This window comes from Gordonia sp. w5E2 (genome assembly GCF_036540975.1).
Lineage (GTDB): Bacteria > Actinomycetota > Actinomycetes > Mycobacteriales > Mycobacteriaceae > Gordonia > Gordonia jacobaea.
Genome location: NZ_CP144213.1, coordinates 3,359,911 through 3,386,891 on the forward strand (window position 1 = coordinate 3,359,911; position 26,981 = coordinate 3,386,891).

General features: G+C 63.3%; 22 protein-coding genes, 1 tRNA gene and 2 pseudogenes. 8 read left to right on the top strand and 17 right to left on the bottom strand.

Annotated features, from left to right (window positions below; translation table 11 throughout):
• Positions 1–11: 11 nt before the first annotated feature.
• Complete coding sequence (locus RND64_RS15205; RefSeq protein WP_231894281.1) at positions 12–1,088, top strand: DUF6542 domain-containing protein; 1,077 nt, start codon at positions 12–14, stop codon at positions 1,086–1,088.
• Positions 1,089–1,091: 3 nt separating this feature from the next.
• On the opposite strand, the gene RND64_RS15210 is transcribed toward RND64_RS15205, so the two are convergent.
• The 6 genes from RND64_RS15210 to trhO all read right to left on the bottom strand — a co-directional run bounded on the left by RND64_RS15210 (position 1,092) and on the right by trhO (position 6,699).
• The gene (locus RND64_RS15210; protein WP_064870400.1) at positions 1,092–1,673 is read right to left on the bottom strand and encodes a nucleosidase; all 582 of its coding nucleotides are present in this window, start codon (positions 1,671–1,673) and stop codon (positions 1,092–1,094) included.
• Positions 1,670–2,446, bottom strand: coding sequence for a fructosamine kinase family protein (locus RND64_RS15215; protein WP_064870401.1), 777 nt, complete (start codon positions 2,444–2,446; stop codon positions 1,670–1,672). The genes RND64_RS15210 and RND64_RS15215 overlap by 4 nt, the downstream gene beginning before the upstream one ends.
• Positions 2,439–3,383 (bottom strand): SDR family oxidoreductase, encoded by a 945-nt coding sequence (locus RND64_RS15220; RefSeq protein WP_049698533.1) that lies wholly within the window; start codon positions 3,381–3,383, stop codon positions 2,439–2,441. The genes RND64_RS15215 and RND64_RS15220 overlap by 8 nt, the downstream gene beginning before the upstream one ends.
• A 74-nt stretch (positions 3,384–3,457) precedes the next feature.
• On the bottom strand, positions 3,458–4,519 hold the full coding sequence (locus RND64_RS15225) for an N-acetylmuramoyl-L-alanine amidase (protein WP_064870435.1): 1,062 nt from the start codon (positions 4,517–4,519) through the stop codon (positions 3,458–3,460).
• Positions 4,520–4,720: 201 nt separating this feature from the next.
• A complete protein-coding gene (locus tag RND64_RS15230) occupies positions 4,721–5,836 on the bottom strand; it encodes a CobW family GTP-binding protein (protein ID WP_064870402.1) in 1,116 nt (371 codons plus the stop codon).
• On the bottom strand, positions 5,833–6,699 hold the full coding sequence (gene trhO / locus RND64_RS15235) for an oxygen-dependent tRNA uridine(34) hydroxylase TrhO (protein WP_064870403.1): 867 nt from the start codon (positions 6,697–6,699) through the stop codon (positions 5,833–5,835). The genes RND64_RS15230 and trhO overlap by 4 nt, the downstream gene beginning before the upstream one ends.
• A gap of 1,081 nt (positions 6,700–7,780) precedes the next feature.
• Between trhO and RND64_RS15240 the strand changes: the two genes are divergently transcribed.
• The 3 genes from RND64_RS15240 (at position 7,781) to RND64_RS15250 (ending at position 9,434) form a co-directional block, all read left to right on the top strand.
• Positions 7,781–8,119, top strand: a complete 339-nt coding sequence (locus RND64_RS15240) for a histone-like nucleoid-structuring protein Lsr2 (protein WP_064870405.1) — start codon at positions 7,781–7,783, stop codon at positions 8,117–8,119.
• A gap of 309 nt (positions 8,120–8,428) precedes the next feature.
• A tRNA-Ala gene (locus RND64_RS15245) sits at positions 8,429–8,501 on the top strand.
• A 99-nt stretch (positions 8,502–8,600) separates the two neighbouring features.
• Positions 8,601–9,434: a CPBP family glutamic-type intramembrane protease gene (locus RND64_RS15250; RefSeq protein ID WP_064870406.1), complete on the top strand. Its 834-nt coding sequence runs from the start codon at positions 8,601–8,603 to the stop codon at positions 9,432–9,434.
• Between the two features lie 123 nt (positions 9,435–9,557).
• On the opposite strand, the pseudogene RND64_RS15255 reads toward RND64_RS15250, so the two are convergent.
• Positions 9,558–10,280: pseudogene (locus RND64_RS15255) on the bottom strand (oleate hydratase); the annotation flags it as partial.
• Positions 10,281–10,359: 79 nt separating this feature from the next.
• Positions 10,360–10,836 carry a PaaI family thioesterase gene (locus RND64_RS15260; RefSeq protein WP_006896186.1) on the bottom strand — a complete coding sequence of 159 codons (477 nt, stop codon included), beginning with the start codon at positions 10,834–10,836 and terminating at the stop codon, positions 10,360–10,362.
• A 114-nt stretch (positions 10,837–10,950) separates the two neighbouring features.
• Between RND64_RS15260 and RND64_RS15265 the strand changes: the two genes are divergently transcribed.
• Both RND64_RS15265 and RND64_RS15270 read left to right on the top strand, forming a co-directional pair.
• Positions 10,951–11,577, top strand: a complete 627-nt coding sequence (locus tag RND64_RS15265) for a TetR/AcrR family transcriptional regulator (protein ID WP_006896187.1) — start codon at positions 10,951–10,953, stop codon at positions 11,575–11,577.
• 86 nt (positions 11,578–11,663) lie between these two features.
• Positions 11,664–14,705 (top strand): MMPL/RND family transporter, encoded by a 3,042-nt coding sequence (locus tag RND64_RS15270; protein ID WP_006896188.1) that lies wholly within the window; start codon positions 11,664–11,666, stop codon positions 14,703–14,705.
• Positions 14,706–14,743: 38 nt separating this feature from the next.
• On the opposite strand, the gene RND64_RS15275 is transcribed toward RND64_RS15270, so the two are convergent.
• The 4 genes and pseudogenes from RND64_RS15275 to ykgO form a co-directional block, all read right to left on the bottom strand.
• Positions 14,744–15,967 (bottom strand): IS110 family transposase, encoded by a 1,224-nt coding sequence (locus RND64_RS15275; RefSeq protein ID WP_006896189.1) that lies wholly within the window; start codon positions 15,965–15,967, stop codon positions 14,744–14,746.
• A 224-nt stretch (positions 15,968–16,191) separates the two neighbouring features.
• Positions 16,192–17,241: pseudogene (locus RND64_RS15280) on the bottom strand (oleate hydratase); the annotation flags it as partial.
• A gap of 422 nt (positions 17,242–17,663) precedes the next feature.
• Positions 17,664–18,173, bottom strand: a complete 510-nt coding sequence (locus RND64_RS15285) for a hypothetical protein (RefSeq protein ID WP_064869993.1) — start codon at positions 18,171–18,173, stop codon at positions 17,664–17,666.
• Between the two features lie 35 nt (positions 18,174–18,208).
• Positions 18,209–18,331 carry a type B 50S ribosomal protein L36 gene (gene ykgO, locus RND64_RS15290; protein WP_039856405.1) on the bottom strand — a complete coding sequence of 41 codons (123 nt, stop codon included), beginning with the start codon at positions 18,329–18,331 and terminating at the stop codon, positions 18,209–18,211.
• Positions 18,332–18,554: 223 nt separating this feature from the next.
• Here ykgO and RND64_RS15295 point away from each other — a divergent pair, with 223 nt between their 5' ends.
• Complete coding sequence (locus RND64_RS15295; protein ID WP_156525423.1) at positions 18,555–19,760, top strand: aminotransferase-like domain-containing protein; 1,206 nt, start codon at positions 18,555–18,557, stop codon at positions 19,758–19,760.
• A 157-nt stretch (positions 19,761–19,917) separates the two neighbouring features.
• Here the strand turns inward: RND64_RS15295 and RND64_RS15300 are convergent, their stop codons facing one another.
• The 5 genes from RND64_RS15300 to pgm form a co-directional block, all read right to left on the bottom strand.
• On the bottom strand, positions 19,918–21,768 hold the full coding sequence (locus tag RND64_RS15300) for an HNH endonuclease signature motif containing protein (RefSeq protein ID WP_082943100.1): 1,851 nt from the start codon (positions 21,766–21,768) through the stop codon (positions 19,918–19,920).
• Positions 21,769–21,945: 177 nt separating this feature from the next.
• On the bottom strand, positions 21,946–22,923 hold the full coding sequence (locus tag RND64_RS15305; protein WP_064868226.1) for an IS481 family transposase: 978 nt from the start codon (positions 22,921–22,923) through the stop codon (positions 21,946–21,948).
• Between the two features lie 306 nt (positions 22,924–23,229).
• A complete protein-coding gene (locus RND64_RS15310; RefSeq protein WP_269449555.1) occupies positions 23,230–23,754 on the bottom strand; it encodes a DUF1269 domain-containing protein in 525 nt (174 codons plus the stop codon).
• 13 nt (positions 23,755–23,767) lie between these two features.
• A complete protein-coding gene (locus RND64_RS15315) occupies positions 23,768–24,514 on the bottom strand; it encodes a DsbA family protein (protein WP_049698544.1) in 747 nt (248 codons plus the stop codon).
• A 117-nt stretch (positions 24,515–24,631) separates the two neighbouring features.
• On the bottom strand, positions 24,632–26,272 hold the full coding sequence (gene pgm / locus RND64_RS15320) for a phosphoglucomutase (alpha-D-glucose-1,6-bisphosphate-dependent) (protein WP_049698545.1): 1,641 nt from the start codon (positions 26,270–26,272) through the stop codon (positions 24,632–24,634).
• Positions 26,273–26,341: 69 nt separating this feature from the next.
• Between pgm and RND64_RS15325 the strand changes: the two genes are divergently transcribed.
• Positions 26,342–26,929 (top strand): alpha/beta hydrolase, encoded by a 588-nt coding sequence (locus RND64_RS15325; protein ID WP_064868253.1) that lies wholly within the window; start codon positions 26,342–26,344, stop codon positions 26,927–26,929.
• The last annotated feature ends 52 nt before the right edge of the window (positions 26,930–26,981 follow it).

Genomic DNA, 26,981 nt, shown 5'->3' on the forward strand with positions numbered 1-26,981 from the left:
ACCGTCTAGGAGTGCCTTTCCCGCAGCGAAGCCGCTCCGCGGTGCCCGTCGACCAACAGTCGGTACTGCCCAACGTCAGGGGTATCCCCTGGTGGGGCGCCGTTCTGGTGGCCGCGGCCTTCACCGCTGTTGGCGCGATCATCGACGCCAATCAGAGCGACGCACTGGGTTCGGTCTTCAATTTCTTCTACCTCGTCGGCTGCGTCGTCGCTGTTCTCGCCGTACGCAGACGGGCGCTCTTCACCGCCGTCGCGCAACCGCCGCTGATCGCGTTCGGAGTGGGCGTGGTCACTCTGTACGGCCTCAACGCCGACGAGGCGTCGGGTCTCAAGAGCCTGATCTTCAAGGTCCTCCTGCCGATCGCCAACGACTTCCCGTGGATCCTGTTCACCTTCCTCGTGACGCTGGCACTCGGCGTCGGCCGTTGGTACATCACGCGCGGCCAGTCGCTCACCGATTCGCCGGCACCGAAACGTCGAGCACGCCCGGCAGGCACCGAGCACACGTTCAATAATTCGGCGTCGAAGGACTCGACGCCGCGCACCGCGCAAGCCGGGAAATCCAAGGCCGCGAACTCAAAGGCCGGGAACCCGAAGGCCACGCGTTCGACGCAGCGGGGCGCACCGAAGTCAGACGACGGACAACAATCGGACAGCACTCAGCGTCGGGCGAAGGCTGCTCGACCGGAGTCCGACGCGACACCACGCCCACGCAAAGCGCCCGCACAGGCACCGTCGAGCGACGACCCCCGTCCCCGCCGCCGGGCCTCCGGAGAACCGGGCGAGCGCAGCCGGGGTGAGCGAAACCAGACTGAGCGCGGCGCAGGGCGTGAACGCCAGGCCCGCGACGGCCGCGAGCGTCCGGCCACCGACGACGCCGCGCGCACTCGGACGCCGCGGCCCGCACCGCCACAGGACCCTCGCTCGCGCGCGACTGCCGGGCAGGTACAGCGCACTGCTGCGGGCGAGCAACTCGACGGTCAGCCCGTCCGTGCTACCGCCGCCGCCGATCTCGATCGGTATGAGCCCGCGACGCGATCGTCGGGTTCTGCCGTCTACCAGACCACTCGCGCCCGCAACCAGCGCTGAGCCTCACGCCCCTCTGTCGGCAAGCCAGTCGCCGAGTAGTCGCGCCGCGTCGTCGACCAACGACGGCCAATCCATTGCCTGCTCGTCGGCGCCGTCGCTGACCACTTTGACCAATTGGCACCGGACGTCGAATGCGGCCGCGACATATGCGACGGCACAGCCCTCCATGTCGACGAGGTCTGCGTGCTGGGCCAGGCTTGCGCGGCGTAGCGGGTCGGCAACAAAGGTGTCGCCCGAGGCGAGTACCGAACCGTCGCCGTCCGGAACCTCCCACCGATCGACGATCGGATATCCCATGGCACGCAGTTCCGTCGCGCTGATGTCGTGCTCGACGACCACCGACGGCAGAAACAACCCCGCGTGATGATCGTGCAGCGCTCCCGCTGTACCGATGTTGACGACGAGCCTCGTCGACGGCGCCGATGGGTCGGCCAGTGCGCGGGTCAATGCGGCAGTCGCGCGCATCTTGCCGATCCCCGTGACGAGCAGCCGCGCACCGGGCGGCACGTACTTCGCCTCGGCGTGGGTGGCCGAGACGACGAGAATCGAGGGATCGAAGTCGGGGTGAAGCGGCGTCGAATTCATCGGTCGCCTCCTGCAAGGGCCAGCGTCGCCCGGGCCGCATCGCCAAGCGCCACACCGTATCCGGGTCCGTGTCGAACCGAATGCACCGCCAGGGGATGCATCTGGTGTAGCGGAATCCGTTGTCGCCAGCCGTCGGTCAGTGGATGTGTCCGCTCATACGATTCGACGACGCTGTCGAGGTGCGGGCAGCCGAACAGCGCGAGCATCGCGAGGTCGGTCTCTCGGTGTCCGCCGTGCGCAGCGGGATCAATGAGGACTGCACCGTCGGGCGTCCACACCACGTTTCCACCCCATAGGTCACCGTGCAGGCGTGACGGCGGAGCACCGTCGTCGAACGTTCCGGAGGCGATGAGATCGCAGGCTTGTCGAGTCGACTCTGCGTCACGCCGCGTGACATTGCCTGCGGCGATTCCCGCTTCGAGGAACGGCAGCACGCGCGCAGAGGCATAGAACTCGCCCCAGCGGTCAAGCTCGACGGTGGGCAGGGGCAGCTTCCCGATGAATTGCCTGCCGTCGTAACCATCTGGCGGAGAACCGAATTGGGCCGCGCCCGCATCGTGGGTGCGGGCAAGCATGTGGCCGAGATCCTCGGCTGCCGCGACGGTCGGGCGTGTGGTCGTCAGTCGTTCGAGTTCGATGTTGTTCGCGGACACCGAGATCACGTCGACAACCCGCGCTCCCCCTGCCGCCAGCCACCGCAACGACGCCGCTTCGGCTGCGAAGAAGTCTGGATCGTCGCCCGTCGCAACGGTTTTGACGAAGGAGTTATTCACCCGCGGTCCGCTGTCGTCCTCGACTTCGCGCGTCCTGTTCCGACCGCGTCTCGAGTGTCGTGCCTGCAACGCGCGCGAGGTGGTCGAACTGATTGTTGGCGATGCGCATGACGATTTCGTACGGCAGCGCGAACTTGCGCGCCCACCAGTACCCGAACCGCGTGTCGAAGGAGGTGTAGACCATGAATTTGTTCTTCCGTACACCTGCGAGAATTTTGGCCGCGGCGGTTTCCGGACTGACCGAGATGCGGTGAAAGTGGCCGATGGCCTTGGCAACTCGCGGATCGTCGCGGTCGACTCCGACAATGCTCACGGTGTCGACCAACGGGGTCGCGACAGCGCCTGGGCACACCAGCGAGACACCGATGCCGTGTCGGCGCAGATCGAACCTCAACACCTCGGAGACACCACGGATACCGAACTTGCTCGCGCTGTACGCGGCGTGCCACGGAAGCGCGAGCAGCCCTGCCGCCGACGAGACGTTCACGAGGTGCCCGCCTTGGCCGCGTCGAACCATCTGCGGCACAAAGGATTCGATGATGTGAATCGGCCCCATGAGGTTGACGTCGACCATCGACCGCCAGTGCTTGTGCTGCAGATTCTCGACGGTGCCCCACACGGAGATACCCGCGATGTTCATCACCACGTCCATCACACCGACCTCGGCGTCGACCTGACGCGCGAACGCCGACACCCATTCGTAGTCGGAGACATCGCCCGCGAGGTGAAAGAGCACCGCGCCGCCTGCAGCGGTTATCTCCGCGACTACCTCGTCGAGTGGCTCGGCGTGCAGATCGGTCAGCACCAGTTCGGCGCCCTGAGCCGCCGCTGCTTCTGCCGTCGCCCGGCCGATTCCGCTCGCCGCGCCGGTGATCAGCACCTTACGACCACGCAACGACGGCACCGGAGTCTTCATGACGAGATCACGGATACCCATGGTTTCCAACAGTAGCCGCAGGTTCAGCGGATGCGAGTGCGGACCGACCGATCAGCCAAGCGGTGTATCGACGCTTATCCGATGGGCAGTTTGCCGTCGAACAACCCGTAGATCACGTCGAGCATCGCGTTGAGCACCTGCGCCGACACGTCGGGCCCCTCGGACAGCAGCAGTTGGGTGATCTCTTTCGGGTCACCCGACTTCAACAACTGCTGAACGAACGGAATCACCAGCGAAAGACCGCCATCGGAGCTCGGCGCACTCGACGGCGGGGTCGCGGGCGGCTTGTTGAGCGTGTCGGCCGAAGGCGCTGCGGCGCCCGGGCTCGCATAGTTGAGGATTCCGTTGGTGATCGCCATCGCGTACTTCAACTGGCCGTCACGACCGGCGAGAGATGCTGCTTCGGTCGGGTTCGAGAGGTTACCCATCTCGATGAACACGGCCGGTACCGTCGTCAGGTTCACGGCGGCGATGTCGGACCGGGTCTGGATGCCGTCGGCGACACCCGCGTAGTTCGCAGGCGGGAAGCCAGCCTTGACGAACGCGTCGCGCATGATGGTCGACGCCTTACGTCCCTGACCGCCCTGCACCGCGTTCGCCTTCGCGTCGGGAAGGGGAAGCGTGGGAACGATCATGTGGAAGCCCTTTTTCGCAGCGTCGGCGCCTGCCGTCGTCGAATCGGCGTGGAGGCTGACGGCGACCGCGGCACCCGATCGGCTCGCGGCAGCCGCGCGCTCGTCGACGCATCCGCCCCACCCGGTGTCGTCGGGTCTGCTCAGTACCACTCGTGCACCCTGGCTTTCCAGACCGGCTTTGACCAGTTGCGAGATCTGCCAGTTCACTGTGTGCTCAGCAGCCCCGTTGACGCCGGTGGCGCCGGTGGTCTGGCAGTCTTTCTTGCCGCCGCGGCCGTCGGGCACCTGGGCCGACAGACTGTGGCCCGCGGACCCACCCTGATGTCCTGGATCGAGGAACACCGTTTTGCCGGCAAGGGAGGTGCCGGTCGCCGACGGTGCAGCAGGCGCAGCCATCGCGGTTCCGGCCCCTGTCGTAACGGTGACGGTTGCGGTAGCCGCAAACGCGAGCGCAGCGGCAGCAGCAGACACACGGGTCCGCAGGTGTCGTTTCTGGGTCATCACGGTTTCGGGCACGCTCGGCTCATGCCGGGCGAACCTCACTCCTTCCACACGCAACACTGGTCACAACAGTCACATCTTTAACAGCTAAGCAGCAGAGTGTGCAATGGGGAAATCGGTGACCTGGGGCGATGAGATTCGTTAGGCACCTGTGACGTCCCTGCAATCGGTGGGACTCACTCCTACCTCAGGCAGAGTCGATCAGTGAGCGTCGGGCAGGTGACGAGTGATGTGCAGGATGCCGTACTCGTCGTCGGCCGTTTCGGCTGTCGCCAGGATGGACTCGAGTGCCTCCCGTGCGGCAACACGATCCATGCCTGATCCGATCGCGACGATCCTGGTTCGGGACTCCTCCCCCGACCAGCCGTCGCGCGTAATGCGCACAAAGCCGCCGACGCCGTGGACGACGTAGCGCTCGGGATATCCCGGCAGATCGAATCGGACCACACCCTTGATGCGATAGCACCCGGCGGGAGGCTCGTGCAGCAGCGCTGCGAGGCGTCGCGGATCGACGGCGTCGGCGGTGTCGAGTTCGACCGACTGGTAGGTGTCGTGCAGGTGCGTATGCGCCTCGTGCCCTTCAGGCTGTTCGGCGTGGGCGTGTTCGGCGTTGGCGTGCTCGGCGTCGGGGATCAGCATCTCGTCGAGCGTGAGCTGGCGTGGCTCCGTGACGTCTTCGACTTCGCGCGCAAGTCGATCGAACAGCAGCGCCGGATCGATCCGCCCTTCGGCCACTGCGACGACGGGCGCGGACGAATTCACCTCACGGACCGCGGCCACCAACTCCGAGAGCGCCGCAGCGTCGACGAGGTCACGTTTGTTCACGACGACCAGATCGGCGATGGCAATGTGCGAGTCGACTTCGGGGTGCCGCTCACGCAACTCCACAAAACCGGCGGCGTCCACCACGTACACGAGTCCGCCGTAGCGCATAGTCGGGTCGTCGAGTCCTGCGACGAGCCGAACGAGCGCCTTGGGTTCGGCGATGCCACTCGCTTCGATCACGATCGCGTCGAGCCCGGCCTCCGGTCGCGCGAGTTCCACCAGCGCGGCGTCGAGCCCCTCACGGTCGACCGAGCAGCACATGCAGCCGTTGGACAACGTGACCGCTCCGTCGGCCTGACCCGCCACCAGGAGTGCGTCGATGTTGATGGCGCCGAAGTCGTTGACGAGGACACCGAGCCGTGCCCTGCCCGCGACTCCCCCATCTGTGGTCTCGCCGGCCCCTCCCGCGCGGAGGAGATGATTGAGCACGGTCGTCTTGCCCGCACCGAGAAAGCCTGCGAGCACGACGACGGGCACCGCCTCGGCAGTCATGCGGATGAGTCGGCGAGTCCGTCGAAGCAGTCGGGGCAGACCACTGCCAGCTCGCGTCCCAGCCGATCCGGATAGTTGTCGACGTTGCTCGTCGGCCTACCACACTCGCGGCACCTGCCGACTACAGCGGCATCGTCGGAGAAGTCGACGGTCATACGCTTGTCGAAGACGTACAGCGAGCCCTCCCAGAGGCCGTTGTCGCCGTACTGCTCGCCATAGCGGACGATGCCGCCGTCGAGTTGATAAACCTCCGAGAAGCCGCGCTTACGCATCAGCATCGAGAGCACTTCGCAGCGCACACCGCCCGTGCAGTAGGTGACGACAGGACGATCCTTGAGGTGATCGAGAGCGCCACTGTCGAGGAGCGGAACGAAGTCACGCGTCGTCTCCACGTCCGGTACGACCGCACCGGCGAAACGTCCGATCTGCGCCTCGATCTGATTGCGTCCGTCGAAGAAAACGACGTCGTCGCCGCGCTCGGCAACCAGACGGTGGACGCCATCGGGGTCGAGTCGTTCGCCGCCCCCGATGACGCCATTCTCGTCGACATCGAGTTCATCGGGCGCACCGAATGTGACGATTTCCGGCCGAACCCGAACGACCAGCTTCGGGAAGTCGTCGCCGACACCTTCCGACCATTTGATATCAACATCCCGGAATGCAGGATATTCACGCAATTTTCTGACGTAGCGTTTGACGCTGTCCAGCTCGCCACCGACAGTGGCATTGATACCGTGCGGGGACACGATGATTCTTCCGCGAAGATCAAGCGATTCGCACACGGCTAACTGCCACAGGCGTATCGCTTCGGGATCCGGGAGTGGCGTGAAGACATAGAACAACACGATCTTGGGGGTCGACACAGTGCAAGGGTACGGTCGGCGCCGCGCGCGTTTTCTAGCGGTTCCCGCATTCGCCGCCGCAGCGCTACTCGCCGTTGCGATCACCTCGTGCGGACTGAACACCAGCACCACTCCCTCGTCGATCGTGTTACCGCCAACTGACAACCTGTCGACAGAATCGGATTACCCGAGCTCATCGACCACGATCGCCACCCAAAGCCGTACTGCGACGTTTCTGCCAACCGGGACAATCGGCCGGGCGATAGCGACCGCACCACGCGCCGACAATTCGCGTTATCACCAAGGTTCGACGACCCCACGTGGTCCGGTCATCGAGACGTCGGGGTTTCACTTCACCAGCCCGGATAGAGCTGTCAGTTGCTCCACGGAGATCAATGTCGACGCTTCTCGTCGTGCACTGACATGCCGGTCAAATGACGGCCAGTCATCGGCGCCACGCCCGGCTCGCACACCCCGTTCCTGTGTATGGGCTGAGGATCTCGTCGTCCTGACGGACGAGCGCGCCCAACAGGGCGGCTGCGAGAATGAGCACCCTGTTTTGTATCGCAGTGCAATCGTCGACTACGGAACGACCATTTCGGTCGGCAGATTCTCGTGTCTGATCGATACCCCTGGAATCTTCTGCCTGCAGTCGGACTCGCAATCCGGATTCTCGCTCAGCTCAAAGGGTTTCGCTCCACTCAACGCCGCAGACAAGGCTCCCGGATCGCTTTCGAACTCCGCGGGGATCGAATCTCCGATAGCTACGACTACCGAGCCCGAGCAGCCCGACAACGACACCCCCGCGTCTCCGACGAATTGAAGTAGGCATTGCTTGATCAGCAATGCTCAGTAGTGACGCAAACCGCATTTCGACGCGTGAAGCCTTGCGGCCACTCATACTCACGGCGTCGGCTCGATTACTGATTCCAAGTATTCAAACAAAAGGTGTATAAAGAATGTATATACGTTCGGGGTTCGACGAGTCATGACTTCAGAGTCGAGCCGAACGTACAGCCCGCTCGCCCACAAGAACAGCAGTATGTCGCAGTAAGATCGACCCGCTGCGCCCGTAGGTCCACAGCACAACCCGGAGGGGAAAATGGCAAAGAAGGAAATCGTCCAGGTCATCGATGACGTCGACGGGAAAGTACTCGACGAGTACGAAACCGTCCGCTGGAGCCTCGACGGCAAGAGCTACGAGTTCGATACATCGTCGAAGCATGCCCAGCAGTTCCGGGATGGCCTGGCGAAATACATATCATTTTCTCGCGCAAGCGGCTCGCGCAGCCCCAAGCGGGTTGCGCAGAACGGCGCCGGCGCAAGAAGCAAAGAGCAGACGCAGGCAATTCGCGCATGGGCAACCAAGAACGGCTTCGAGGTCAGCGACCGCGGTCGAATCCCGCTGAATGTGCTCGAGGCATTCGAAGCAGCACACTGACGTCGAGCGGCGCGTCATATCGACTGTCGCGCCGCATTGAATCGACACTTGTATCGCCACTAACGAGTAGGGCGTCTACGCAGCATCGGCGGCGTAGACGCCCTACTTGCGTCGACGGCGGTGAGCCAGACGACCAGCTCGTCGGACAGCCGGTGCGTGACATGAACGGGATGTTCGGGAGCGCCACGGCCTCACCGCTGCGCATGTCGCGTCCACGGGCGACAAGCGAATTTGGTTCCGCCTACGCGCATGGTGTAGTTTCGCCTTTGCGCTTGGGACGGATTTCACTGGGCGCGCATTCACGAATACGGGGCTATGGCGCAGCTGGTAGCGCACCACACTGGCAGTGTGGGGGTCAGGGGTTCGAGTCCCCTTAGCTCCACCGAGAAAACCCTCTCCGACCTGATCGGAGAGGGTTTTTTGCTGATTGGTCGTCGTGTTCGGTGTGCAGTCTGGGGCTTCGCGGTATTGAATCGCCCATATGTCACATGGCGAGACTCCCGCCGAGAGCAGGCGTGGCGCCGTCGTCGTGTTTGTGCTCGTGTCGTTCGCCGTCACGTGGCTCATCTGGCTACCGATTCTGATCACAGCTCGGACCGACGGTCTCGGCTCCATGCCGTGGACGTTCTTCCTCGGATCGGCCGGACCCGCATGTGGTGCCGTCGCCGCAGCGATGTGGGAAGGCGGCACGCAAGGGGTGCGGCAGTGGGCACGGCGAACGTTCGCGGTGAACTTCCGGCCGATCTGGTGGCTCGTCGCCATCGGGATGCCGGTGGCCTACGGAGTGATCGCTTATGTGGTGAGTGCGATCGTTACCGGGGAGTGGCCGGATCTCGACCAGTTCGGCGCCACCGAGAAGTTGCCGGGGCTCGCCTGGCCCATCGTGATGGCGGTGTGGATTCTCACCTTCGGCGTCGGAGAGGAAGCCGGATGGCGAGGTTGGCTGCTCCCAACACTCTCACGCCGGATGTCGATCTTCTGGGCGGCGGCCGTGGTGGCAGTGGTCTGGATAGCCTGGCACCTTCCGGCGTTCTACTTCAATCCGACCTACATGGAGATGGGGGCGGGCATCGTCGGCTGGATGCTTGCTCTTTTCTGCGGGTCGTATCTGCTGGCGTGGATGGCGGTGGGCGCGAACTGGAGCATCATTCCGGTGCTGATCTGGCACGCCGGATTCGACCTGCTCACCGCGGCCGATCAATCGGCCGGGATCATCGCCTCCACGATCAGCGCCATCGTCATGGTGCAGGGCGTCCTCTGCGCGGTGTACCTGTGGCGACGACGACGCGACGCTCACCGGCGCTGCACTGCGTAAGTTGCAGTGGGCCAATGACTCAAGCCCCGCTCAGCTCCACGGAAAACCCTCTCCGACGCGGCTCGGGACGTCGCGTCGGAGAGGGTTTCCGTACAGCTCTGCGCTAGCTGGGTAACAGGCGGATCAGGGCTTTTCGATCAGCTTGTATTCCGAGATCAGCTTGCCGACTTCGTTCTCCTGGAACTTGCCGTACAACTTCTCTCGGAGCAGGTGCGGGCCAGGTAGCTTGACCTCTTCGCCGTCCCGCAGCCGTGAAGTCGCGTTCAGCAACTCCCGGACGTCGTAGGTCGATCCATAGACTTCCGGCACGCCACGCTCGATGTCGAGCAACGTGTAGACGGCCTCCATCGGCGTGCGAACCGAGTACTCCGTGGTGAAGATGCAGTCTCGGCTCTGACTCTCGGAGAACTGACCGATGAACGCGAAATTCACTGCTCCCTCGGGCACCACGGACGGGCGGTCACCGTGCTGGCGTGGCATGAAGAACGCCGTGACGTACGGCATCATGCACGGCACCGCCTTCGCTGCCGTTGCGGCCAACTCGTCGATCTGATTGGTCGGCACACCCATGTGGTAGAGCCACTCGCGCGTGATCTCCTCGCCCGTGCACTCGGAAATCGACTTCTTGACGTAGTCGCCCGGGGTGTCGGAGAACAGCGCGTACACCCACACGACGATCTGGTCGGACGGCTGCTGCTTGAAGTGCGGTTGGCGGTTGACAGTCCAACTCATCAGCCAGCTCGAGTCCCGGGCAGTGACGATGCCGCCGGTGACCACTTTGCCGCTGAATGGGTCGCGTTCACAGATCTTGTGGATGTACTCGGGGATACGTTTGTCCAACGTGGATCTCAATGCGGGTGCGCAAGGATGGGCCAGCTGGTGGATGCGGGGCGACTCTTCTGCTTGGTGGCGTGCCTGGCGGTCGCTAGTCGGCCTGAAAGAATCTGGTGATGAGGTCTGCTGTGGCGCCCCAGTCTCCGTGACGAAGAAAATGACTCAAGTCGACCTTTACGAAGACCGCTTCTGCGGCGAAATAGGTTGTGTCGCCGACAGTACCGTTGGCTTCGATGAAGAGCGCGCGGTCGGTTTCGTCGACGAGGGAGGCGGTGATGTGCACGGGGGTGTGCAGTGGGACCGGGCGTCGATACTCCACGGTGAGGGTTCGGGTGACTGCGGGTGTCTCGGCGATCCACAGGGTGAAACCCATGATGTCATCGCATGCCGCTGAGATGGCTCCGCCGTGGGCGAGTCCCGGGGCTCCTGAGTGGCGCTCGTCGAATTGCAGGTCGGCGTAGACGTGGTCGCCGTGCAGGTGTACCTCGAGGTGCAGGCCATTGGGGTTGTCTTCGCCGCATCCCATGCACCATGGTGCGTGTGCTGGTAGTGGTTTGTCGCCCCTCATAAGTGACCTTTCTGAGCCTTCAATCGGTACCGCCACTGGCAGTTTCGCTCTGTTACCGACGGTATTGTTGTGCAGTCAGGGGTTCGTGATTTTGGCTATATAGGGAGTGGCCAGGTGGAAACCATCGATTCCGACGATGTTGACCCGAGGCGGGTTCGGTCGCGTCAGCGTTTGTTGGATGCTGCGGTGACCTTGCTGAACAGTGGCGGGGTCGAAGCCGTTACCGTGGAGGCGGTCACTCGACTGTCTCGTGTTGCTCGCACCACCTTGTATCGTCACTTCGAGAGCTCCACAGATCTGGTGGCGGCTGCCTTCGAGCGATTGTTGCCTCAGGCCGAGACCCCCGAGACGACGACGTCGATCCGTGATGACCTGCTGAAGCTGATGCAGCGGCAGGCTGAGCTTATTGAGCAGGCACCGCTGCAGTTGACGACGCTGGCATGGTTGGCAATGCTTCCCGAGCAGCCCCGGCAATCCGGGCAATCCGACGGGGATCAGAACGCGCTCGCGCCACTGCGTCGTCGAGTCGTCGAGCAGTATCGAGAACCATTCGATCGAGTTTTGACGAGTGACGTGGCCACGGCGGAGCTCGGCGACCTCGATTTGACCATGGCAGTCACTCAACTGGCGGGCCCCCTTGTCTTTGCCAAGCTCACGGGCATTCGGTCGATGACCGTTGGCGATCTCGAACAGCTTGTCGACGATTTCCTCATGGCCCACCGGCGACACCAAACCTCCTGACCTCCTTCCCCATCTATGGTACTGCTAGTACCGTAACGATACCGTCGGTTTCGTAGACGGGCTGGGTCGAGGGTGAGGTGCTGCGTATGGTGGTCCAACGTCCAAGTGGTGGGCGCTTGGCGGCGCGCCGGTTGGCGGAACGCAGCGAGTACAGCACGACATTGGGGCGGTTGGCACGGTTCACCTTGGCGCACAGATTCCTCGTCATCGGGGCGTGGGTGGCTGTGGGTATCGTCTTGGCGATACTGTTTCCCCAGCTGGAGACGGTGGTGCGGCAGCAGTCTGTTGATCCGATCCCTGCTGGGGTTCCATCGTTTCAAGCACTCGATCAGATGGGTGGTGCGTTCGGTGAGAAGGGCGCCAAGACCACTGTTTTCGTGACCATGGAGAACCCGAACGGGTTCACCGACGTGGCGCGGGAACGCTACGACATGCTCGTTCTGCAGTTGCGCGAAAATTTCGACGATGTGCAGTCAGTGCGGGATTTGCTCTCCGATCCGACGACGGCCGGCCAGGCCTTGAGTGAGGACGGGCAAGCCTGGTACTTGCCTGTCGGGGTCACCGGAACTTTGGGAGGGCCAACGGCCACGCATGCTGTGGAGACCGTGCGCCAAACCGCGCAGCGCGTGTTTGACGGTACGGACACCACTGTCCATGTCACCGGGCCGACGGCCACTTTCAGTGACCAGATCGTCAGTGCTGAAAGCGATTTAGTCGTGATCACTGTGGCGACGGTGGCGCTTATCGCGATCATTCTGTTGATCGTTTACCGATCGCTGTTCACCGCGCTGGTGCCGTTGTTGGTGATCGGTGTCAGCCTCGGCGTGGGCCGCGGGGTCTTGTCCGCACTCGGCGAACTCGGTATGCCGGTATCGCAGTTCACCGTCGCGTTCATGACCGTCATCCTGCTCGGAGCCGGGGTCGACTACTCAGTCTTTTTCATCAGTCGCTATCACGAACGGCTACGCCAGGACGCTACCACTGAGGTTGCGCTCGTGGACGCGACAGCAACTATCGGACGGGTCATCCTGGCTTCAGCTGCCACGGTGGCGCTGGCCTTTTTGGCGATGGTGTTTGGTCAGCTGAGCGTGTTCTCCACCTTGGGTCCGGCATGCGCGATCGCCATCCTCATCGGATTCCTCGCCACGGTCACCCTGCTACCACCGGTGTTGCTGTGGGCGGCGCGATTCGGCTGGGGCGCACCCAGACGAGATCTGACCCGAAAGTACTGGAATCGCGTCGCCGTGCTCGTCGTGCGGCGTCCTGTGCCTCTGCTGGCACTAACCCTGGTCGGGCTAATCGTGCTTAGCGTCTTCGCGATGGGCATCCAGATCACCTTCGACGATCGTGAGGGGCAGCCCGCGACAACCGACAGCAACGAAGGCTACGCGTTGCTCGACCGTCATTTCCCTCAAGACGTCACTATCACTGAGTTCCTCGTTGTAGATGCACCGATCGATCTCCGTACTGCCAGCGGGCTGGCCGATCTTGAGCAAATGGCCTCACGTGTATCCCAGATCCCCGGAGTGACTCGAGTCATCGGTGTTACCCGTCCCACCGGGGACAAGCTCGAGCAAGCCGAGCTGTCCTGGCAGAACGGTCAGATCGGGGACCGGCTGGCGGGTGCGGTCGACGATGGCCAGAACCGCCGAGGTGACCTCGAACAGCTCCGTACCGGCGCATTCCAACTCGCCGACGGGCTTACTCAGCTCGACACCCAGGTACGCACCAACTTGGCCCCCCTGGCCGGCATCCTCGATCAGGCAAGCACAGCAGGGCAGCAAATTCAGCAGTACCAGCCGATACTCCGCCAACTCGCCGCATCTGCACCAGCGCTCGATCGCGCTTCTCAGAATGCCCCACAGCTGGCCGCGCTCACCCGCCAAACATCTGCAGCCCTGGCAACAGTGACCTCGATCCTGCCCATCCTCGATAATGCGCCCTGGTGCACCCAAGTCCCGCAGTGCGCAGCTCTGCGCGCGCAGACCCGCAATCTCGACGCCCTACTGAGCAACGGGACCCTCGACCAGATCGCCACGCTGTCAACACAACTCGCGCAGCTGGATACACCGATCTCAACAGTCACCGACCAACTCACTTCCACCGTCAACTCACTGGGCTCCACGCTGGGAAGCATCAGCAGCCAAGACCTTCCCGGCAAGCTCACCCAACTGCAAACAGGTATCAGTCAACTCGCGGCGGGATCACGCCAACTCGCCGCCGGTGTATCCGCGCTGATCGACAGCAACCTTCAACAACTCGCCGGGATGGCCGCGCTAGCCACACAACTACAAACCTCCGCCCGCGAGACCGCCGGAACAAACTCAGCAACCGGCTTCTACCTCCCACCTCAGGCCAACGCAGACCGCCGTTTCGTCGACGTCGCTCGCCAGTTCGTCTCGCCCGACGGCCATACCGTGCGCTACGCAATACAAACCAGCTTCGACCCCTACAGCACCGAGGCCATGCAACTGGCCGACACAATCACCGATGTCGCACTCGCCGCCAGACCGAACACAACCCTGCAGGACTCCAACATCGCGATAGCCGGGTTCCCCGCCATCAACGCCGATCTGCAACGTCTACTCACCGAAGACTTCCGACTCCTAGCGTTGGCCACCCTCACCATCGTCGGCCTGATCCTGATACTCCTACTCCGAGCACTCATCGCGCCGCTATACCTTCTGGGCACCGTCATACTCAACTACACCGCGGCACTGGGTATCGGTGTCCTGATCTTTCAACACATCCTCAAAACCGATATCGCCTGGCCCGTACCACTACTGGCCTTCATAGTCCTCGTCGCGGTCGGCGCCGACTACAACATGCTTCTTATCTCTCGCCTACGCGAAGAATCCCAAAACAACATCCGCATCGGCGTCCTGAGAACCGTCACCAACACCGGATCAGTCATCACCTCGGCCGGCCTCATCTTCGCTGCCAGCATGTTCGGACTCATGGCCGGATCCATCTCGATCATGACCCAGGTCGGACTCATCATCGGCATCGGCCTGCTGCTCGACACCTTCATCGTCCGCACCATCGTTGTGCCGACCATCGCCACACTTGTCGGCAGAGCAAGCTGGTGGCCGAGTACCCGAACCGACACGCATCCAGTGTCCCGCTAGTACGCACGCACGTGCCGAGATCTGACCGGCCCCGCCAGTCATCCAGCCATCGCGCCCACCTCATCGACTGACACCCGCTCGACGGTCGGCCGCGGCAACCACACCCTACCGTCGCGGATCAGTGCCCAGACCACGTCAACCAGACGTCTAGCGAGAGCGATGAGAGCGTGGACGTGGGAACGCTTCTCGCGTCGTTTGCGCTGGTAGAACTCGCGGGACGGGCCGTCGCGTTGCGAGCTGTTGAGTGCGGCCATGTAGAACACCTTGCGAAGTCCTCTGTGGTAACGCTGGGGTCTACGCAAGGCTCCCCGGCGGTTACCGGAGTCGTGCGGTACCGGAGCAAGACCGGCGTAGGCGGCGAGTCTGGCGGGCGAGCCGAACGAAGTGAGGTCGCCGCCGGTGATCGCGACGAGCTCAGCGCCGCTTCGGGTGCCGATGCCTGGCACGGATTCGAGAATCCGTGCGTGACGGTGGCGGCGGAACACCTCGGTGATCTGCTTATCCAGGTCGGCGATCTGACGGGTCAGCATGACCAACGAGGTAGCCGCGTGTTGCACCAGTAGGGCTGTGGTCGCCTCGCCAGGCAGGGTGACGGTCTGCGCGGCCGCCGCGGCACGGGCTTTGTCGATCATCTTCGGGATCGTGGGTCGGCGGACGCCGTGACTGCGCAGGTGGTCGTAGATCTCGTCGTCAGAGACCGCAGCGATCGCAGATGGCGTGGCGAAGCGGGTGAGGAACGTTAGACCGGTCAGTGTCGAGTAGTCGAAACACCGTTCTAGTGCAGGGAAGATGCGGGTCAGCAGGCCGCGCAGGCGGTTGATGCCTCGCGTACGTTCAGCGACGAGGTCGTTGCGATGTCCGGTCAGCAGGTCGAGTTCGATCGCGACGTCGTCGGGCGCCGAGACGGTGGCGAGATCGCCACGTAGGCGGGCTGTCTGGGCGATCACGACCGCATCGCGGGCATCGGTCTTGCCCTCACCCGCGAACGCACCGGTCATGCTGTGCACGACCCGGCCGGGCACGTAGCGGATCTGCTGGCGCCGCGCAGCCAGCACACCCCTCAGCAGCGCCGATTCCGGTGCGGTCATGTCGATCGCCCACACCACGAATTTCATGTCGGCGACCCGGTCCATGAGCGCTTCGATCGCCGGTTGATCGTTGGGAAGCCGCCGAGACCACAGCACCGTTCCCGCCTCATCGACCGCGGCGGCGTGATGCGCATGCCGACCGACATCAATTCCTACCCAGATCTTTTCGTCCATACTGTCCTTCCGTGTGCGGTTGGCTCGTCAGGGTGGTTTCGCCGGCACACCTTTACACAGCGACAAGTTCGCGAACACATCTCAATCAGCGGCCGAAACGACCCGTCACGGTCCGGGGTGACCTTCCACGCCAAGCCACCAGCGACAACAGGTGATTGTCGAGCCACGCCCCGAACCGCGGACGAACGTCCGAGGCGACCGCCCCGGACGTACTCCAACGTAAAGGTGACTGTGCACGACTCCCACTTGGTCTTGTCGATATCACCGGCGAAGACGTCCGGGTGGCCGAACGCCGGATCTTTCGCGGCGATGCGCCGCCACAGATCCCAGGCCGGCGCCGGTCCGCGGTCCAGTTTGGCCGGAGTCTGATGGTCACCCTCGTCGGAGTTCTCGGTGAGAGATCCGATGGTCATGAAGACCAGGTCGTTCTCCCCGAGATCGACGCTGCCCTCCTCACCCTTGGTGGTGTAGTGAATCTTGGTGGCTTGCTTGCGCGTGCCATCGATCGTGAAGTCGACGTCGGTCACGGTGGTGGAGAACCGGAACGTGACGCCGTGATCGAGCAGCCATTTGTAGAGCGGGAGCACCAGCGACTCGTACTGGTTGTACTTGGTGAACTTGAGCGTCGAGAGGTCCGGCAATCCCTTGATGTGGTGAATGAACCTGTGTAAATAGAGCTTGAACTCCAGTGCACTGTGCCAATTCTCGAATGCGAACATTGTGCGCCAGTACAGCCAGAAGTTGCTGTTCAAGAACTCCTCACTGACGACGTCCTCAATGCGCTTGTTCTCCATCTCCTCTCGGGTGGCGAGGAAGATGCGAACAATGTCCTTTTGGGCCTTGTCGGTGAGCTTGAACTTGAAGTCCGTGCCTGCGTCGACACCCTGCTCCATGGTGACACGCCGCAGCGAGAAGTTCGGATCGTCATTGTTCAGCCAGAAGTACTCGTCGAGGACACTGGCATCGTCCTGCTCGATCGACGGAATCGAGCGAAACAGATCCCACAGACACTCGAAGTGGGTCTCCATCTCGCGTCCGCCGCGAATGACGAACCCCTTCTTGGGTTCCTTGATGCCGTCCAGCGCGCCACCAGGCAGATCGAGCTCTTCGAAGATGGTGATCTTGTCGCCGGACATTTGCGCATCCCGGATCAGGAACGCCGCTCCCGACAGGGAGGCGAGCCCGGCGCCAACGAACCACGCGGTCTTGTCCTCGACTCCGTCAGGCTTGCGCGGTCGTGCGAAAGCCTCATAGTTGCCGGCACTGTAGTGCATTCTGAATGCCTTCTCTCTGTTGGTCAGTGGTCGTGACGGCAACATGTTCAGCGGCAGAGCGGTCGATCCCACGTTCCCGAAGAAGCTGTGATCGATGCCATTCATTGTCGTCACTCTTGCGAAATCCCGACAATTTCCAGGACCATTTTTCAGGCTAGTCCCAAACCGAGTGCCGCGGTCGGAAAGGCACGAACCTGTGCCATCCCGTCTCGATTCCCACGTCTCACCATGGCAGCTTTGTGATCTGAAGAGCGATAGGGGTGAAAAGTGTTCTTCTCTGCTATTTTTCGGTCCCACTTCGTCAGTCGCTGAAGTGATCCCGGCAGGTGCTGACTCCTATGCGAACCGACCTCGTCGCAGAGCGTCGCCGATACGACGACGGCGGGACGACCGTCGAGTGCCCCTAACGCGGCCTGCGCGCATCACAGCCGCGCGTTGGCGAAGGGCAGACGCCCATGGTGGCGACGGAACGCAGCAATCATCGCGGTCTCGATAGCGGCGGCATCGGCGTCCGGGGTCTCACGCCACGCGACGAGAAGATCGCCATGATCGGCGAGCTGCCAGATGCGTCGGCCACCTGAGTGCGCGACGGGTGCACCCGCCCCGTAGCGACGATATTCATCCAGCCGTCGACGCAGCCCGCGTCGGCCGCTCCTGCCGACGTTCGCCTTGCCGATGTACATCACACGGCTTTCGGACACCCAACGGTCTCGGAGATCCGCGACAGGCTCGGTGCCATCGATGCCTTTGAAACGGCCGGCCGGTGATACATCGAGGAACTGCGGCGGGGCGTCAGTAGGTCGCACCACTACGTAAACGCCTGGCCCACGCGGCACATCGGCGCTCGGCAATTCGGCGAATCGAACCCAGCCCGAGAATGGGGAGAGATCGAGCTCTGGCGGAAGGTCACCTACGACCCGGGACTCTCTCATCCGAGCAGTGAACCATCGGCGGTTTGCCGCAGTAGTCAGCCCTGGCGGCCCTTGTACCGAGGGTCCTTCTTGTTGATGACGAAGATGCGCCCGCGACGTCGCACCACCTGGGCGCCGGGCTTGTTCTTCAGCGAGCGAACCGAGTTGCGTACCTTCATGTCACTATTGTAAACGATAGTCGTTTTCATTAGATTAACGCTCCCGTCGCGGGGCGAAGCCCACGCGAAGACGATCGTGTGGATTTCACTATTTGGGATTTCGATATCGCTTAGTGAGACTTTCGGCTAGTCTTGTGGCAGGCGATCCACCCGATGCACGCCTTCCCGGTGACCATCCGCATCACCTCCCCCGTTCAGTTCCCGAGAACAGGAGCGATGTGCGATGCCGCATTCCTCGACAATGCCCACAGTCCCGATCGAGTCAGCAGCACTCCGAGGAGTTCGAGGCTCGGCGATTCGCGACCTCCTCGAGGTCACCGAGCAACCCGGAGTGCTGAGCCTCGCAGGCGGCCTTCCCGCCACCGACCTCATCCCGGGCGACCGCATAGCCGACGCCGCTACACGAATGATCGGCCACCCAAATGCGCTGCAGTACACAACCAGCCGCGGAGTATCGCTCTGCCGCGATGTGGTTGCGAGCGTCGAAGGCGTCGACCCACACCGAATCCTGCTGACGCACGGATCTCAGCAGGCATTGTCGCTGCTCGCTCAGGCACTGGTCGACCCCGGAGACGTCGTTGTCGTCGACGATCCCGTGTATGTCGGTGCCCTACAAGCGTTTCAATGCGTCCGCGCCGAGATCGTGGCCCTGCCGATCACGAGTGACGGTACGAACGTCGGAGCACTTTCGAGGCTCCTCGAACGTGGCGTCCGGCCGCGAATAGTGCATACGGTGAGCAACTTCCACAACCCCTCAGGAGCAACCGCGAGCACTGCGACCCGCAACAGTCTGGCCGATTTGGCCGAGACATACGGATTCTGGATCGTCGAGGACGATCCATATGGACGCTTGGCGTTCGACGGGGCTCCGCCCACACCGATTCCCGGCGATCGCACGATTCGGCTGGGCTCTGCGTCGAAGACACTGGCACCGGCGCTGCGCGTTGGCTGGCTGAACGCGACACCCGCTGTGGTGGATTTAGTGGAACGACTGAAACAGTCTGCAGACCTGTGCGGATCGACGCTCAACCAACTCATGGTGGCCGACTTGCTCTCCGACACAACGTGGTTCGACGCCCACATCGACACGATCGCTTCGGCATACGCGTTCCGCGCACACGCCCTGACGTCTGCTCTCGACGACGAGCTCGGCGATTCGGTCGAATACACCTCACCCAGCGGCGGCATGTTCTGTTGGGTGCGACTGCCCGGTGTCGACACCAGCGAGATCCTGAGTGTCGCACTGTCTTACGGCGTCGCGTTCGTTCCGGGTTCGGCATTCGCCGTCGATGCCGATCTCACCGACAGTGCACGACTCAGCTTCGCGACCCTGCAACCCGACACACTTCGCGAAGCAGTTCGACGACTACGCACAGCCATCGACGACGCCGCCGAGCTTCGCGAATCTCGCGCTACCTCTGGGGCCTGAGGCCGTTCCGGCTTTCATCCGTCGCCCTAAGCAGATGTGCCCAACCACGTCTGCCCCGCCACCGAGTGTGGTGGCGGGGTGTAGACGGGTTGCGGCACAACCAGGTTCGACGTTGCGTCCGGATAGTTCAGCGTGTCGGCCTGGTCGCCGCGGCCGGTTAGGCGGCGTCGGCCAGCGGTGGGCCGAGGCTGTCTGGCGGGTCGGCGCCGTGGGGCGCGATGGGGCCGGCTGGTGGAGCTGGACCCGTTGGCGCTTCCGGATCTGTGGGCGGCTCGGGGTCGAGTTCGAGTGGCCTGGAGAGGTTCCATCGGATGTCGACCCGCCTGCTCAGGAGCGAGGTATCGCCGACAGGCACCCTGCCCACCAGTGCGAGCTCGATCCGCCCGCTGGGCGGGTTGGGCACCAAGTGCGGCAACACAATCCAGGTAACGGTTGTGTCTGTGTCGATCCCGGTACCAGCCGCGCGTGCTGCGGCTGCAGCAGCGTCGTTGCTGGTGTGTTCGGCGGCGAGGTAGTCGTGGAAGTCGGCTTTGACGTCGGCGATGCGGTTGATGCGTTCGGGATTCTCCGGCATACCCGGTTTGGCGTTGAGCCGCCAGGCGACGCGACCGGTGTCGGGTCCTTCGGTGATCATGCGGGTGGTGAACTGGCCGGGTTTCGTGCCGACTCTGCGGTTGTGCACATCACAGGCCGGGACGAGTTGATCGATATCGGTGAGTCCGCCGTCGGCCCAGTCTTTCGCGGCGTGATGCATCTGCACCCGTGACGCGGGCTGGTTACAGCCGGGTGCCGAACACATCTTCCCGCCGGGTGAGGCGAACGAGGCCAACCGTTGCCCGAGCGACGCGATCCGCTTCGACCGACCGAGGTAGAGCGGGACACTGGTGTGGTCACCGAACACCGCCAAATACTGACTCGCTCCGGCAGAGGCGGCCATGTTGATCACGTCCTGAATGGGCAGCAGTGTTCCGGACGTGGTTTGTGCGATCCCCGCCTGCGCTTCCAACTCGTGCAGGCTGGTGGTGACGATCACCTGAATCGGCAACCCCCGATGCGTGTTACCCAGCATCCCCGACTCCAACACCTGCCCGAGCAGTGCGGAGAAGGCGTCGTGGTTGCGTTGCGCAGGCGAGCGTTCATCACGCAGCGCGGCCGCCGCGACCTGCTCGGCATTCGCGGTCGCGATCGGACCGACCGGCGACTCCGGATCATCCGGGTTGTTCATGCCGGGTTTGGCCCACGAGTCGAGCACCGTATCGAGTCGGGCGCGGGCGATCGGATCGAGATCGGCGGTCAACCGTGACATGAGTTGCGCGTTCTGTCGGTTCACCCACAGACGGCGTCGACGTTTACGGTCCTTCGAGGTGGTGAGTGTCCCGTCCGGATCGAGATGCGCCAACAATCGTGACCCGAGGTTGGTGATTTCGGCGGGCGTGAACTGGACCGCATACCCGGCCATCTGCGCTTCGGCGGCAGCTTTCGTCTCGGCCGACACCTCACCGGGGATCGCCTCCAACACCTCCAACACCGCACGCACGTGCGCGCCCGCGACCCGACCCTCCGCCACATACCCAGCCAACGTCGGGCACGACGGTGGTAGTCGGTCACCGCAGATCGTGGTGAACGATCCGGTCGCCGCGATCACCCGATGCCGCGCCGCCGGGTCACCAATGTGCAGACCGTGCCCCATAAAGTTGCGAACATCGCGGAAACCCAGGGCGCGGGGTAGATCGCGGTCGGAGGCTTCCACAATCAACCGATCCGTGACAGCGCCCGCGGTCCGCAACGCCAGGCGTTCGGCCTCCACAGTGGCTTCGACCAGCGCCGCGTCGGATACCAGCGACACATCGACGGCAGCCAACTCATCCAACACCGACGCCAAGCGCGACAGCTTCTCCGCCACCACCGCATCCGCAGAACCCACCGCAGCAGAGGCCAACACAGACGACCCCACAGCCGAAGGCGCGCCACCGTTTTCGCTGTTGTTGCGATTGCTGTTGCCGTTCACGTGCCGCCACCCCCGCCCCACGTCATGTCGAATATGTGTTCTACATTACCCGACAATACCGACAGCGTCGAGGAAATCTCGAACACAAGATCGACTTGTGGATATTCACCGCGCCAGACGCAATGCGGACCCACTCCGCTTGTACAACAACATGATTCGTGTGACCGACTCAGCCGACTAGTTGTAAGACCCGGCCAGGTTGTGAACGTGTAGGCGTTCGATCGGGGTGAGGCCGCCGATGCCGCTGTGGGTTCGGTGGTGATTGTAGTGGTGGAGCCAGTCGTTGTAGGTCGCCGCCCGGGCCCCATCAGAGGTGTAGAGCTGTGCGTAGGCCCATTCCGAGGCCAGGGTGCGATTGAATCGTTCGACTTTGCCGTTGGTTTGCGGCCGGTAGGGGCGGGTCCGTTTGTGCCTGATGTCGGGGCCGAGAGCTTCAGCGAAAACCCTTGAGCGGTAACAGGACCCGTTATCAGTCAGGACTCGGGTGACGGTGATGCCGTGAGCGGTGAAGAAGTCGTTGGCACGGGTCCAGAACCCGGCGGCGGTCTCCTTGCGTTCATCGCCGAGGATCTCCGAATAGGCCAGACGTGAGTGGTCATCGACGGCGTGATGCAGAAATGAGTAGCCGCGGCCCTTCTTGTTGTTGTGCCGATTGCCGATCGTGCGCCCGAGTTGGCGATGTCCACCGCCGTCGGGGATGCGGCCGAGCTTCTTGATGTCGACGTGGACCAGATCACCAGGATTGTCGTGTTCGTAGCGGCGGGGGCGTGGCGCGCGCACCGGCAGGCCGGTGGCTTGGTCGAGATGGCGTAGCAACGGCATCCGATAGCGCGCCAGGACTGCCTCCACGGTCGATTGCGCAATGTGTAAATGCGCCGCGATCCGGGCGGCTCCCCACCGGTGGCAGAAGCGCACCTTGATGATTCGTCGTTCCCGCCGCCGCGCGAGCCGGTTGGCGGATCGGTGGGGGCGGCTGGAGCGATCGGTCATCCCGGCCGCACCGGCCTGCCGATAGCGGTCGGCCCACTTCTTGGCCGTAGCGGGTGAGCAGTTGAACCGTTCAGCAGCTCGCCGCAGCGTCCAGCCGGACTCCACGACGCACTGGGCCAGCGACAGACGGCCACGTTCGGCCAGGAAGGCATTACGGTGTGTCATGAGGGCCTCTTGGTAGTCGGCGTGTGTGTGGTAACCCCACCGATACCGGAGGCCCTCACCTGTTCACAGACGCCACGCCGTTCACAACCTCCCCGGGTGTTACAACTAGTCGATCGAAAAGTCCATATGCGCTTAAGGCTCCCGTCGGATCGCTCATCTGCATACATCAGGTCGCCGACATCACACGCCCGAGGAAGTCCATACTGCCGCAACAAGATTCGCCAATACCCAAACCCGCCACAAACAGAACGAGACCCCTTCGACGCGTCGTCGAAGGGGTCTCGCTCAAGCAGTAGGAGTGTCAGCTCAGGAGAACTTCGCCTTCAGCTTTTCGACGCGCTCTTCGCGCTTCTCCTTCTTCTCAGCCTTCTTCTCGTCGTGGAGCTTCTTACGAGCGGCCTCGGCTGCAGCCTCTGCAGCGTCCTGCTGAGCCTCGAGCTCGGCCAGAACCTCGTCGAGCGGGCGACGCACGATGGCACCGTCGTACTTGGTCACCAGGGCGTCGAGAGCTGCGGTGTCGGCCTCGTCGGTCTGCGCGATGATGGCGTTGCCGCCGGGGCGAACAGTCTTGCCGAACTCCGTGATCGCGTCGTCGAGGTCGTCGGAGCGGCTGGCATCAACGAGCGCGCCGCCTGCGGCACCGAGACCGAATCCGAGCAGAACACCGAGTGGGCCCCCGAGCACGCCGATCAGGCCCCCCTGATAACAAGTGATACCCAGGGTGCCACCAAAACGACAGCAATCGCGCGATTTCGCGCCATTGCGCTCTCGCGTCGCGTCGTCGCAACGTGTTTGAGATCTGCGACCGTTGCAGCGGGGTTGCGACAGCATGGCGCTACCCCGACTATTCACTCGCCTTGCCGAGCAGGGCGTCGAGCCATCCGGTTCCGTTGAGAATTCCGTCAACAGGCACGCCTCCGGAGAGCACTGTCGGTGTGGCAACCTGCCCGCCGGTGGCCTTGGCCAGTTGATTCTCCGACTCCTCAGCCGCCTTCTCGCCCTCGGCGACCTTGGCCCCGTCGGCGATGCATTTCTGCGTCACCCCGTTGGCGCCCTGCTCGGCCGCGACCTTCGCCAGGTCGGCGTTCGACTTATCGGAGTCGCCACCTTCCTTCGGCTGATCTGCGAACAGCGCGGAGTGGAACTTGAAGAAGACCTCTTTGTTTTCGCCTGCGCCAACACATTGCAGTGCGCCCGCGGCACGACTCGAGTAACTACCCGACGCCGACTGACGATTGAGGAAGTTCAGCATGTGGTAGCGAACCCGAAGCCTGCCCGCATCGACGGCGCTGACAATCGCCTGACCCGACTGCTCCTCGAACTGCTTGCACACGGGGCACATGAAGTCCTCGAAGACGTCGATCGTCGTCTTCGAGTCGGGAGCACCGATGATCAACGCGGCGTTGGAATTGAGGACCTGCTCGTTGGCTGTTCCGCCGTGATCGCGATTGCGGTTCCACAGAACGCCGCCGACGACCAGAGCGATCACCACCACAACGGCGATTCCTAGCAACACATACGTCGAGGTGCTCGACGTCGCGCGAGGCTGGTGTTTTGACGTCGATGCGGGTGGCTTACGCCTGTCAGTCACAGATCATCCTTCGTGTGGTCGCCGTGCCCTCCCATGGAGCAGGTGTGCAACACCGATCAGCAGCGTGGCACCACGGGCGAGCCTAACGCACCAGCAATTGACGACAGCACCAACGAGTCACGACAGTGCGGCGTCGACGACCTCCTGCGCTTGCTCCTGAACCTTCGCGAGGTGGTCGACACCCTTGAACGATTCGGCATAGATCTTGTACTTGTCTTCGGTACCCGACGGTCGTGCGGCGAACCAGGCGTCCGCGGTGGTCACCTTCACGCCGCCGATCGGCGCGTCGTTGCCCGGCGCTTTCGTCATCACCGCGGTGATCGGATCCCCGGCCAGATCGGTGGCGGTGATCTGATCAGCGGAAAGGTTCGCCAGCACCGCCTTCTGTTCGCGCGTGGCAGGCGCATCCGTTCTGGCATAAGCGGATTCGCCGTACTCCGCGGCCAGCTCGCGGTAGCGCTCCGACGGCGTCTTGCCGGTCACCGCCAAGATCTCCGACGCCAACAACGCCATGATGATGCCGTCTTTGTCGGTCGACCACGGACTGCCGTCGAACATGAGAAACGACGCGCCTGCACTCTCTTCGCCGCCGAACGCGATACTGCCATCGAGCAGGCCGTCGACGAACCACTTGAATCCGACGGGCACCTCGATCAGTTTTCTGCCGATACCGGCGACGACTCGGTCGATGAGACTCGAACTCACCAGCGTCTTCCCGACCGCGGCATCGGGCGACCAGTTCGACCGATGCGTGTACAGATAGTCGATCGCAACGGCCAGATAGTGATTGGGGTTCATCAACCCGCCGTCGGGGGTGACGATGCCGTGGCGGTCGGCGTCGGTGTCGTTACCGGTCGCGATGTCGTAGGAATCACGCGAATCGATGAGCGACGCCATCGCGTCCGGCGATGAACAGTCCATCCGGATCTGGCCGTCGGTGTCGAGCGTCATGAACGAAAACGTCGGGTCCACAGTCGGATTCACGACGGTGAGCTTGTCGAGGTTGTAGCGGAATCCGATGGCAGCCCAATAGCCGACCGATGCACCACCGAGGGGGTCGGCACCGATGTGAACCCCTGCGTTGCGGATCGCCTCGAGGTCGACGACCGACCCCAGTCCGTCGGTGTAGTTCATGACGAACGAATAGTCGTGCACCAAGTCGTCGCGTCGGGCCTTCTCGAACGAAATCCGTTTGACCCCATCGAGTTTCGCCGTAAGCAGCTCGTTGGCGCGGTTGGCGACCCACGACGTGATCGTCGTATCGGCGGGTCCGCCGGTCGGCGGGTCGTACTTGAAGCCACCGTCACGCGGCGGATTGTGCGACGGGGTGACGACAATGCCGTCGGACTCGACACCGGGATTGGCAGCGTTGAAGGTGAGGATCGCACGGCTGACAGCAGGGGTGGGCGTGTAGGTGTCGTCTTCTGCGGTATAGACGGTCACCCCGTTGGCGACCAGAACTTCGAGTGCGGACTTCCACGCGGGAATCGACAGTGCGTGCGTGTCGAACCCGATGAACAGCGGGCCGGTGATACCCGCGCCCGTGCGGTACTCGACGATCGCCTGTGTGATCGCGAGGATGTGTGCTTCGTTGAAAGCCGAGTCGAGGCTTGACCCCCTGTGCCCCGAGGTACCGAAGACGACGCGCTGCCCGGGATCATCCGGGTCGGGCACCCTGTCGTAATAGGCGCCGACGACAGCGTCGACGTCGATGAGGTCTTCGGGCTGAGCCGGAGTGCCGGCACGAGGAGAAGCCATAGTCCTAGATTGTGCCCGAAACCGGCGCCGCCGTCAGTCCCTTGTTCCGTCAGCGGCATGCTGGAGTCGATGACTCCGCGACTCAACGTGCTCGTCCTGCCCGGTGGCACCGACGACAGCTACCGACCTTTCCGAGCGACCCAGGGAACAGCACTGAGGATGTACCCGTTCACGTGGTCGATCCGCGCGCGGTTCGGCAGCGCCGTCGACGTACGGCAGGTGCGCTACCGCGTGTACGGCTGGAACGGCGGCCAGGCAAGTCCCTTACCGTATGCGCGAGCAGCGCTCGATTCGATCACGCGCGACAACCCCGACGTTCCCGTCGTACTCATCGGACACTCGATGGGTGGACGCGTCGCGGCACACCTCGGCGCCGACCCACGGGTCACCGGCCTACTCGCGCTGGCCCCGTGGTGGCAGCATCGCGACTGGCGTCAGATCCGTCGAGGCGCCCACGTGCGCGCCATCCACGGCGACGCCGACACACTCACCTCAGCTCGACGCACCGCCGAAGGCATAGCCGAACTGCGCGACGACGGTTACGACGCCACGTTCGTCTCGGTGCCGGGGGGTCGGCACGCGATGCTCGACCACATCTCCCTGTGGCAGGGTTCGGCACTCGACCTCGTCGGTCGTGCGCTCGCCGAGGGCGCGTAAGTCCATCGGCTATCGCGGAAACCCGATGCGCGCTGCGCACCGGGCATCGTCC

What these genes read in the sequence shown, in the direction of transcription:
- RND64_RS15270 (WP_006896188.1), top strand. Translation starts at nt 11,664, where the DNA reads ATGGTGGTCCAACGTCCAAGTGGTGGGCGCTTGGCGGCGCGCCGGTTG.
- RND64_RS15295 (WP_156525423.1), top strand. Translation starts at nt 18,555, where the DNA reads ATGCCGCATTCCTCGACAATGCCCACAGTCCCGATCGAGTCAGCAGCA.
- RND64_RS15220 (WP_049698533.1), bottom strand. Translation starts at nt 3,383, where the DNA reads ATGGGTATCCGTGATCTCGTCATGAAGACTCCGGTGCCGTCGTTGCGT.
- RND64_RS15325 (WP_064868253.1), top strand. Translation starts at nt 26,342, where the DNA reads ATGACTCCGCGACTCAACGTGCTCGTCCTGCCCGGTGGCACCGACGAC.
- ykgO (WP_039856405.1), bottom strand. Translation starts at nt 18,331, where the DNA reads ATGAAGGTACGCAACTCGGTTCGCTCGCTGAAGAACAAGCCCGGCGCC.
- RND64_RS15240 (WP_064870405.1), top strand. Translation starts at nt 7,781, where the DNA reads ATGGCAAAGAAGGAAATCGTCCAGGTCATCGATGACGTCGACGGGAAA.
- RND64_RS15285 (WP_064869993.1), bottom strand. Translation starts at nt 18,173, where the DNA reads ATGAGAGAGTCCCGGGTCGTAGGTGACCTTCCGCCAGAGCTCGATCTC.
- RND64_RS15225 (WP_064870435.1), bottom strand. Translation starts at nt 4,519, where the DNA reads ATGACCCAGAAACGACACCTGCGGACCCGTGTGTCTGCTGCTGCCGCT.
- RND64_RS15305 (WP_064868226.1), bottom strand. Translation starts at nt 22,923, where the DNA reads ATGACACACCGTAATGCCTTCCTGGCCGAACGTGGCCGTCTGTCGCTG.
- RND64_RS15275 (WP_006896189.1), bottom strand. Translation starts at nt 15,967, where the DNA reads ATGGACGAAAAGATCTGGGTAGGAATTGATGTCGGTCGGCATGCGCAT.
- RND64_RS15210 (WP_064870400.1), bottom strand. Translation starts at nt 1,673, where the DNA reads ATGAATTCGACGCCGCTTCACCCCGACTTCGATCCCTCGATTCTCGTC.
- pgm (WP_049698545.1), bottom strand. Translation starts at nt 26,272, where the DNA reads ATGGCTTCTCCTCGTGCCGGCACTCCGGCTCAGCCCGAAGACCTCATC.
- RND64_RS15260 (WP_006896186.1), bottom strand. Translation starts at nt 10,836, where the DNA reads ATGAGGGGCGACAAACCACTACCAGCACACGCACCATGGTGCATGGGA.
- RND64_RS15310 (WP_269449555.1), bottom strand. Translation starts at nt 23,754, where the DNA reads ATGCTGTCGCAACCCCGCTGCAACGGTCGCAGATCTCAAACACGTTGC.
- RND64_RS15250 (WP_064870406.1), top strand. Translation starts at nt 8,601, where the DNA reads ATGTCACATGGCGAGACTCCCGCCGAGAGCAGGCGTGGCGCCGTCGTC.
- RND64_RS15230 (WP_064870402.1), bottom strand. Translation starts at nt 5,836, where the DNA reads ATGACTGCCGAGGCGGTGCCCGTCGTCGTGCTCGCAGGCTTTCTCGGT.